The sequence below is a fragment of the Noviherbaspirillum denitrificans genome, from assembly GCF_002211445.1.
GTDB classification, from domain to species: Bacteria; Pseudomonadota; Gammaproteobacteria; order Burkholderiales; family Burkholderiaceae_D; genus Noviherbaspirillum; species Noviherbaspirillum denitrificans.
In genome coordinates this window covers 3,310,551-3,316,129 of the sequence record NZ_LSTO01000001.1, presented here as the reverse complement: position 1 = coordinate 3,316,129, position 5,579 = coordinate 3,310,551, and the positions used below count along the sequence as shown (strand labels likewise).

Here is a 5,579-nt window from a genome sequence, read left to right as displayed (position 1 = left end):
TGGCGGGACATGAACCCTATCCTGCGCTTGCCGTCGACCGCCACTGGAACCTGGTGGCCTACAACAAGGCGGTGCCCTTCTTCCTGTCGATCGTCGATCCTTCGCTACTCGCGCCGCCGGTGAACGTGCTGCGCCTGAGTTTGCATCCGTTGGGCATGGCGCCGCGCATCGCCAATTACTGGGAGTGGCGCAACCACCTGTTCGAGCGCCTGCGCCACCAGGTGGGCATGACGGCCGATCCGGTGCTGATCGCATTGACGGAGGAGCTGGCCGCTTATCCGGCGCCGGCGGGAGCGAAGCCGCATCACGGCGGAAATGACTATGCGGGCGTGGTGGTGCCGCTGCAGTTCGTCACCGATGCCGGCATTCTGTCCTTCATCAGCACGACCACGGTGTTCGGCACGCCAATCGATGTAACCTTGTCGGAACTGGCGCTGGAAACGTTTTTCCCGGCAGATGCGGTGACCGCCGACGCGTTGCGCCGCATTCAGGACAGCAGCGCGGTCACCTGATCGCGTGGCAGCGGATGGCTGCAATAGAAGCCCTGCAGCTGGTCGCAGCGCAGCAGCTTGAGCAGCTTGGCCTGCTCGCCGTCGTCCACGCCTTCTGCAATCACGCCGAGCTGTAGCGAGTGGGCGAGCGAGATGACGGAGCTGACGATCGCCAATCCGGAAGGGCTCTTGTTCATGTCGACCACGAAGGAGCGGTCGATCTTGAGCAGGTCGACCGGCAGCCGCGTGAGGTAGCTCAGCGACGAATAGCCAGTGCCGAAATCGTCGATCGCGACCTTCATGCCCATGTCGCGCGCGGCCTGCAGCTTGGCGATGTTTTGCTCGATGTCTTCCATCAGGATGCTTTCCGTGATCTCCAGGTCGAGCACCCGCTCGCCGGGCGGAATCTTGCCGCGGACGCTGGTCAGCGATTCGATGAAATCGCGGTGCCGCAGCTGCACTACAGACAGGTTGACCGCGATCGGCGCCGGCGTCAGTCCGCGCGCCTGCCATTCGCGATAATCGGACAGCGCCCTTTCCATGATCCAGCGGCCGACAGGAAGGATCATGCCGGTCTCTTCAAGGATGGGGATGAAGCTGGACGGCAGCACCAGGCCCGCTTCCGGATCGTTCCAGCGCAGCAGCGATTCGAAGCCGACCACCTCGCCGCTGACCGTATTGAATTTCGGCTGGTAGTACAGCGTGAACTCGTCGCGTTCCAGCGCGCGGTACAGCCGGCTCTCGAGCGTCAGGCGGCGCGCCACGCTGGCATTCATCTCGGGCCGGTAGAACAGGTACGTATCGGCCGACTTCTGCGCCTTGCGCAGTGCGATCTCGGCATTTTTCACCAGCGTTTCGCCGTCCTCGCCGTCGCCGGGATACAAGGTGATGCCGGCCTTGACCGCGATATACAGTTCATTGCCGTCGATCTCGAAAGCGGGGCCGAAGCAGCTGGCAAGCAGGCGCTCCAGCACATGCGCCGCGTTGGCCGCGCCGCGGATGTCGGCGAGCATGATGGCGAACACATCCACGCCGAAGTGGGCCAGCGTGTCGTGCGAGGAAATCTTGCTGTCGAGACGTTCCGCCATCTGCTGCAGCAGCGCGTCGCCCACATGCCGTCCGAAGGTATCGTTGACATTGGAAAAGCGTACCGGGTCGATCAGCAGCACCGCGAGCACCTGTCTTTCGTGCCGCGCGATCTCCATCTGCCGGTGCAGCCGGTCGCGGAAGAGTGCGCGATTGGGCTTGCCGGTCAGGGAGCTGTAATAGGCAAGGTAATTGATCTTCTCTTCATTGACGATGTGGTTGAGCGCATAGGAAATATCGTCGGCGAGTTCGTTGAGCAGCTTCATTTCCTCGCGGTCGAACATGTTTGCCTCGGCGGAATACAGGGAGAGTACGCCGATGCATTTGCCGACCGCGCACAGCGGCAGGATGGCGAAGGAGCGCAGTCCCTGGCGCAGGCATTCTTCGCGGTAGCGCAAACGGCGCGCGGTCGCGACATCATTGAAGACCTGCGGCTTTCCGGAACGCATCACACGGGACACATGCCCCTGTTCCTCCAGTGCCTTGTTTGCCATGTCGCCGCCGGTGGCGCGCTCCTTCGCGCTGATTTCGCGCGTCACGCAGGACACCGATACACTGCGGCTGTTGCCGAAGCCGGCCCATGCCATGCGGAAGTTGCCTTGCTCGACAGCGATGCGGCAGACTTCACGCATCAATGCACTGCGCTCGTTGATGCGCACGATTGCCGCATTGGTGGCGCTCATCAGGCCCTGGATGCGGCTCAGGCGGGCGATCTTCTTTTCCTGGTTCTTGCGCTCGGTGATGACCTCGGTGAACATGATGATCCCGCCGATCTCGCCCTGCGCCGTGTACCAGGGGTGGATTTCCCATCGGACGGAATCGACCGAACCATCGGCGCGCACGAATTGCGCCTCGTCGCGCTTGTCGATGCCGCCGGCCAGGCAGCGCTGGTAGATATCGCGCCAGGCTTGCGGCGTTTCGGGAAACACCTCGTAGTGCGAGAGGCCGCTGATGTCGCGATCGCCCAGCCGGTAATCCGCATGCCAGCGCGGACTGACCAGCAGGTAGCGCATGTTCCGGTCGAGCATGGCGACCGCAGCCGGGTTGTGCTTGATGAACAGCCGCATCCGTTCTTCGCTCTGGTGCAGTGCATCTGCCTGGTGCTTGAGCACTTCATTCATTTCGCGCAGCTGGGCCACCGATTCCACGTAGCCGCGATGCATCATTTCGAAGGGGGCCATTGCCTGGTCGAGGAATTCGGCGGCGCGGGTCAGGAAGGAGGCTGTGCCGTGCGCGGAAGCCTGCTCGAGTGGCGGCCGTGCCTGGGCGGCAAAGGCAAGCAGGGTGTCGTGATGGGCACCGTGCAGGTCGAGGATGCTGAGGCGGCTGATGGCAGCCTGGCGCCCGAGTTCGTAGGCGTGCTGCAAGGCACCCTCGTCGGAACGTCCGTACAGGTAATCCAGCAGCGCGGCACGGTACTCATCCCGGAAGGACGACAGCGACCCTGACGAATCCGCTTCCTCCACGGCATGGAGGCCACGCGAAAGCGCGTTACCTTCCCGCGGAGTCATGCTCCGCCAGAGGTCGGCGCCTTGCTGCTGTTTCTCCATTGCACCCCCAGAATCAAGGCATCGTCCGTGCTCTTCGCATGCTGCGCAAAGATATGATTGACGAGTTGCCGCGGTTGTTCCATGCGTCCGACCTCCCGGATGAAGACGCTGGCAATGCCATCGGTGGCAAGCAGCAACAGGTCGCCACAGGTCACGGCCAGCGTCGCCGGGTTGAGTGGAGGCAGCCGGTCGCCGACGATACCGCCGCGCGGAAGGATGGCTACCGGCTTGCTGTGGGGCGGGTGCTTGCGACGCAGGATTGCCTCGACATTGCCGACGGCCAGCCAGGTGAGGGAGTTCGAATCGGCGGTGAAGGATGCGAGCGTGATGACCGCACCGCGTGTTTTCCTTAATGCATCATGGCACCGTTGCATCAATACTTGCACGGGATCATCCGGTTGTGCTGCCAGGGTGGCGACGGCCAGTTTGGCAGCAATGCTTGCCTGCTCGCCATGGCCGAGTCCGTCGACCGCAGCAGCCAGTACGCCTCCCGGATAATGCGCCACGAGGTACTGATCTCCCGATTCATTTTCCCCCGGTATTGGCCGCTGTGCTACCCAAAATTCCACCAGTGGTTCGGCTCCGGGAGGCGGCTCCATCTCACCGCTCCCACTTCTTCATGGTAATGACTGTGCCCTTGCCGACCTCGGACACGATGTCGAATTCGTCCATCAACCGCTTCGCTCCCGGCAGGCCGATGCCGAGGCCCCGCGAGGTGGTGTAGCCGTCCTGCATCGCCAGCTTGAGGTCCGGGATGCCCGGCCCTTCGTCGGTGGCGACGATCATCAGGCCGCGCTTCATTCCGTTGCGGATCAGGCGCAAATGCATGGCACCCGCCTTGGCATAGAGCACGGTATTGCGTGCGATCTCCGAGATGGCGGTGGCGACGATGGTGCGTTCGCTGGTGGAGAATTGCAGCGCAGCCGCAAGTTCCTTGCCGTACTTGCGTACCTTCAGGACGTCGACATCGTTCAGCAGGGGCATGACGATGTCATCATTGCCGGTTTGCAGCATGCTTCTGCCTTTCGCGTCTTCTCAACAGGGCAAGACCGTCCTCCAGGTCCAGGGCAACCACGATGCCTTCCAGGGTGAGGCCGAGCTGCACCATGGACAGCGCCACATCGGGCTGGATGCCGGCCACCACGGTCTCGGCGCCGAGCAGTTTGGTCATGTGCGCGATGGAGCGCAGCGTGCGGGCCGCGAAGGAATCCATGATGTCGAGCACGGTGACATCGATCAGCACCGCCCTTGACCGGAATTGCCTCACCTTGGCGACCAGCTGGTCGCGCAGCTGGACGAGTTCCGCGTCGCTGAGTTCATCCTGGATCGACGCAATCAGGAAGTCTTCTTGTTTGAGGATGGGAACGGCCATCGGGGCTCCTCATTCCTTGCCGAAATCCTGCTCGTGTCCGGGGCCGGGATCGACGCGCACCATCTTGTAGCCGCTCAGCTGTTCTGCGCGCTCCAGTCCGCTTTGCATGTCGCCCACGGTTTCGATGCGTCCCAGGTCGATACCCAGTGTCACCATGGTCAGCGCAATCTCGGGCGAGACGCCGGATACGATCACCTTCGAGCCCATCAGGCGGGCCGCTTCCACAGTCTGCACGAGATGGCTGGCTACCCGCGAATCGACATAGGGAACGCCGGTGATGTCGACCACCACCACCTTGGCGCGTGTGTCGCGAATCGAGTGCAGGAGCTGCTCCGTCAGCTGGCTGGCGCGGTAGGAATCGATCATGCCGATCACGGGCAGCAGCAGGATGCCTTCGCGGAAAGGCAGCACCGGCGTGGACAATTCCTTGATGGCATCCTGCTGCTGGCCAATGGTGCGTTCGCGCGAGTCGATATACGTATCGATTGCCAGGCCAATGTCGAGGAAGGTCAGCTTCATCAGCGACACGAAGATGTCATTGGCGCGGGCCGGATCATCGCGGTAGGTTTCCGTCAGGCGCGCGAATACCGAACGCAGGTAAAAGTTGTACATCCCGAGGTAGGCCTTGACCGGCAGCGATATGCGTTCGTGCACGCTGCCGACACGCAGGCGGTTCTCGATATAGTCCGGACCGTAATTGCCTTGCGTCAGGCGCAGAAAATAATTCTTCTGTGCATTCTTTACTCGCGACAATGTCTCCGGATCATTGAAGAAGATCCGAGTTTCTTCAAAAGAAAGAAGGTGGCGGTAAAACTCTTCGATCACTTCGTCCGCATAGCGGTCGGCCAGCCCGCCGATGTCCTGCAAGCGCTGCGCATCGTCGTCGTGGAACTGGAGGAATTGCTTCCGGCTTTCAATTTCCTCTGCATCGATGTTCAAGGTTTTCAGTAGGTTCGACCGCTCTTTGCGGTGCTTGGTTGGCGCGTCCATGGATGTGTCTGCTCCGTTGTTGTTGGGATGGGCCTGAACGCGAATCTTTCGCGGCATGGGGTGCGCTAAAACCGGTCCCGGTGAACCGAA

6 protein-coding genes are annotated in these 5,579 nt (G+C 61.9%); 1 reads left to right on the top strand and 5 read right to left on the bottom strand.

What is annotated here, in order from left to right:
• Positions 1–512: MmyB family transcriptional regulator (locus tag AYR66_RS16005; protein ID WP_474647532.1), on the top strand; the 512-nt coding region annotated here is incomplete at its 5' end.
• Here the strand turns inward: AYR66_RS16005 and AYR66_RS16000 are convergent.
• The 5 genes from AYR66_RS16000 to AYR66_RS15980 form a co-directional block, all read right to left on the bottom strand.
• Positions 488–3,088: an EAL domain-containing protein gene (locus AYR66_RS16000; RefSeq protein WP_170942168.1), complete on the bottom strand. Its 2,601-nt coding sequence runs from the start codon at positions 3,086–3,088 to the stop codon at positions 488–490. The two genes, AYR66_RS16005 and AYR66_RS16000, sit on opposite strands and share 25 nt — an antisense overlap.
• On the bottom strand, positions 3,085–3,633 hold the full coding sequence (locus tag AYR66_RS15995; protein ID WP_170942167.1) for a SpoIIE family protein phosphatase: 549 nt from the start codon (positions 3,631–3,633) through the stop codon (positions 3,085–3,087). The genes AYR66_RS16000 and AYR66_RS15995 overlap by 4 nt, the downstream gene beginning before the upstream one ends.
• A 94-nt stretch (positions 3,634–3,727) precedes the next feature.
• Positions 3,728–4,141: an anti-sigma regulatory factor gene (locus AYR66_RS15990; protein ID WP_088708328.1), complete on the bottom strand. Its 414-nt coding sequence runs from the start codon at positions 4,139–4,141 to the stop codon at positions 3,728–3,730.
• Complete coding sequence (locus AYR66_RS15985) at positions 4,122–4,499, bottom strand: STAS domain-containing protein (RefSeq protein WP_088708327.1); 378 nt, start codon at positions 4,497–4,499, stop codon at positions 4,122–4,124. Before AYR66_RS15985 ends, AYR66_RS15990 begins: the two co-directional genes overlap by 20 nt.
• 9 nt (positions 4,500–4,508) lie before the next feature.
• Positions 4,509–5,489 (bottom strand): protoglobin domain-containing protein, encoded by a 981-nt coding sequence (locus AYR66_RS15980; RefSeq protein WP_088709850.1) that lies wholly within the window; start codon positions 5,487–5,489, stop codon positions 4,509–4,511.
• Positions 5,490–5,579: the final 90 nt, after the last annotated feature.

Bases quoted from the DNA above. Each gene is read 5' to 3' on its own strand.
- AYR66_RS16000 (WP_170942168.1), bottom strand. From the start codon at position 3,088: ATGACTCCGCGGGAAGGTAACGCGCTTTCGCGTGGCCTCCATGCCGTG.
- AYR66_RS15990 (WP_088708328.1), bottom strand. From the start codon at position 4,141: ATGCTGCAAACCGGCAATGATGACATCGTCATGCCCCTGCTGAACGAT.
- AYR66_RS15985 (WP_088708327.1), bottom strand. From the start codon at position 4,499: ATGGCCGTTCCCATCCTCAAACAAGAAGACTTCCTGATTGCGTCGATC.
- AYR66_RS15980 (WP_088709850.1), bottom strand. From the start codon at position 5,489: ATGGACGCGCCAACCAAGCACCGCAAAGAGCGGTCGAACCTACTGAAA.